This is a genomic window from Nocardioides sp. (assembly GCF_025964975.1).
Classification (GTDB): Bacteria; Actinomycetota; Actinomycetes; order Propionibacteriales; family Nocardioidaceae; genus Nocardioides.
This window is the reverse complement of the sequence record NZ_JAOPXV010000126.1, coordinates 1-3,213: the sequence shown is the minus strand read 5'-3', so window position 1 is coordinate 3,213 and position 3,213 is coordinate 1. Positions and strand designations below refer to the sequence as shown.

Here is a 3,213-nt window from a genome sequence, read left to right as displayed (position 1 = left end):
CCTTGTCGGCGTAGGGGTATTGCGCGTCGTACTTCTCGACGAGCGCCTGCCGCACCTCCCACATCGTCCCGTTCCAGATCTCGCCGTCGGCGTGCACCTCCGGGCCGGTGGTGTCGAAGCCGTACTGCGAGAAGTTCAGGGGGTTGTCGTTGATCGCGTAGTCGCGGATCGCTGTCTCGAGGTTGCCCGTGGCGTAGGCCCCGACGGCCCAGATGTTCCCGCCATTGCCGTAGCCGTGGCTGAACTGGTATTCGCCGGCTACCAGGTCACCCCACGACTCGCCCATGGCGCCACCCTGCTCGGAGGTGAGGCCCTGGTCGGGGCCACCGACCATCCGGTTGGTGATCGCGTGGGTGTACTCGTGCCCGACGATGCCCATGTCGAGCCCGCCGTCGGTGCAGGGTGCGTAGAAGGCTCCGGCGATCGGCTGGAAGAGGTACTGGTTGGTGATACCGGGGGTGCCGTCCTGGAGGGTGACCTGGTTGGCGTTGTCACGCCCGAGGTAGGAGGGGGCCCCGCCGTTGATCGCGCCCGCCTGGGCGTTGCCGATCTCGGGGTCACCCCCCACGCCGCCGCGGGACCCGTTGTCGCTCTGCATGTTGTAGTTCTTCTCGGTGAACCCGAGGTAGTAGCTGTAGTCGTGCATGCGGTTGTGGCTGGCGAACAGAGCGGTCACCGAGGCGTTGATGTCGTTGCCTCCGGGCCGGAGCTGGGTCGGGTCGCACTCCGAGTTGTTCCACGCGTCGGTGAATTCATCGGTGTAGCTGCGCGTGGGGGAGTAGGGCGCCTGCGCGGTCCCACCCGGCGTGAGGGGACTCGCCCACGCCTCGTGCGTGTTGGCGTTGTTGCCGATCGTGGTGAAGGTCGGTGCAGCGCCCACGGTGTCCCACGGTCCGAAGGCCGCGATGTTCTCGAGGTTGCCGGGGGGTGTCGAGCACTCGCCGACCGGGGACGGGGCGGACCAGCAGCCGATCACGGAGTTGGTTGGTGTCTCGGTGGGGTTGTCGAGCGTGGGGTTGGTCAGGAAGTAGCGCCAGCGCGGGGTGGGGACGATGGAACCGGCCGACGGGGCGGCCGTGTTGGTCGTGTTGACCGTCAGCGAGTACTGGCCGACCACGATGGAGGCGTCATCGAAAGGACAGACCTGGGCGGCGTACTCGTCCTGCGGGATCGAGGCTGCTGCGTAGGTGACGACCTCGGGGTTGGTAGCTAGGTCGTTGGCCGCCAGCACGTTGCCGTTCTTGTCGAGGATCTTGACCACGAAGTCGTCAGTGGGAGACCCGATGGCGACGGCGTTGATCTGACGGGTGGCGCCGTCGGTGAGGGTGAACGGGTGAGGGGGTGCGCACGCGGTGGACGTGACCGTTCCCTGGAAGGTCTGGGTGTCCTCCATGTTGTCGACCTGGTTCCGGCGGACCAGGTCCTTGCCCGTCGCCGCGTCGATCAGCACCGTGTACGCCGAAGCTGCGCCGCCTGCGACGTTGACGACGTTGGCCTCGTAGACCGGCCTGACGCTGCCGCCCGCCAAGGGGAGGGAGCGCAGGCGGACCTGCTGCTCCTGCGCGAACCCTGGCACTCCCAGGCGGGTCCAGCCGCCCGACTTCGCGGTGACGATGTCGGCCACCTTGTCGCTCGTGACACCGAGGCCGACGCTGGAGGCCGCGGCCAGCCAGGCGTCAAGGGGGCTCAGCGTGGCCGCGGCGGGTGTGCCTGTGGCCGGCACGAGCGACGACGAGACGTAGAAGACCTTGCCTTCGTCGACGCCCACGGTGACCAGACCGTTCTCGGCCGAGGCGAGGCCGCCGAACTCCTGCCGGAACAGCACTGCACGTGAATCGTCCCGAGCGAGCTCCTGGCTGTTCACCAGCGTCAGCCCGTCGACCTGGGTCGAAGTCAACCCGAAGACGGCGGCGTTGCTGCGCAGCCACGTGCGCGCGCCGTCGGCGGGGCTCCCGGGAGCGGCGCCCAGGCTGCCGTCGGTCGGCAGGATCGAGGCCGGGGTCCCGAACGAGTTCCACCGCAGTTGTACGGCGCCGAGCTGGTCCGCCGCCTGCCGCTGGACGAGCGACGGCTGGGCCGTCTGCTGGTCGGCGAAGTCCTGCAGTCCCGCAACGGGGTCGCCCGGTGTGATGACGTCCTGCACCTCCACCACGGGAGCGGGTGTCGAGGCCGCGCTGCTGGCAGGGAGCTGCATGAGTCCCGGGACAAGGGTGATCGTCAACATGCCGGCGGCCAGGAGGGCGGTGGCGCGGCGGGGGGAGGGCTGGGTCATGCCCGCACAACTCGCAAGTAGGACGCGCGTTACGCGTCGCGTCGGAAAATTCCTGGACCGTCCGTTCCCCGGAACTCCTTGGATCGATCCAAGAAATGGTCTACGGTCGTCCCTCGTGCGCGCTATTCGACGATTCACTGTCCGTCCTGTCCTGCCCCAGAGCCTGGTCGGCCTGACCACCCTGGCGGGCAATCTTCGGTGGTCCTGGCACCCGGAGACGCAGGACGTCTTCGCGGCGATCGACCCGCAGCTGTGGGTGGAGGTCAACCACGACCCCGTACGCCTGCTCGGTGCCGTGGGCCGCGAGCGTCTCGACGAGCTGTCGCGCGACGAGTCGTTCCTGGCCCAGCTGGAGGCAGCCACCAGCTCGCTGCAGGACTACCTGACCGGCGAGCGGTGGTACGCCCGCAAGGCCGGTGCCGACGCCCCCGCGGCCATCGCCTACTTCTCTCCCGAGTACGGCATCAGCGCCGTGCTCCCGCAGTACTCCGGTGGTCTGGGAATTCTGGCGGGCGACCACCTCAAGGCGGCCTCCGACCTGGGCATCCCCGTGATCGGCGTCGGGCTGTTCTACCGGCACGGCTACTTCAAGCAGTCGCTGTCCCGCGAAGGCTGGCAGCAGGAGACCTACCCGGTCCTCGACCCCGACGAGCTGCCCCTGCACCTGCTCCGCGACGCCGACGGCTCGCGCGCCATCGTGTCGATCTCGATGCCGGGTGGCCCCGACCTGCTGGCGCGGATCTTCGTCGCGAGCGTGGGCCGCGTCCCCCTGCTGCTGCTCGACTCCGACATCGAGGAGAACCCGCAGTACTACCGTGACGTCACCGACCGGCTGTACGGCGGCAACTCCGAGCACCGCCTGCGCCAGGAGCTCCTCCTCGGCGTCGGGGGCGTGCGCGCCCTGCGTGCCTACTCCCGCATCACCGGCAGATCGGAAGAGC

The 3,213-nt window shown here is 68.8% G+C and carries 2 protein-coding genes; one reads left to right on the top strand and one right to left on the bottom strand.

Annotation, left to right across the window (positions count from 1 at the left end; genetic code table 11):
* The coding region (locus JWN68_RS09385) for a M36 family metallopeptidase (RefSeq protein ID WP_297738029.1) at positions 1 to 2,272 on the bottom strand (2,272 nt) is incomplete at its 3' end.
* Positions 2,273 to 2,387: 115 nt separating this feature from the next.
* Here JWN68_RS09385 and glgP point away from each other — a divergent pair.
* Positions 2,388 to 3,213 (top strand): alpha-glucan family phosphorylase (gene glgP, locus JWN68_RS09380; RefSeq protein ID WP_297738026.1); only part of this gene is annotated, 826 nt, incomplete at its 3' end.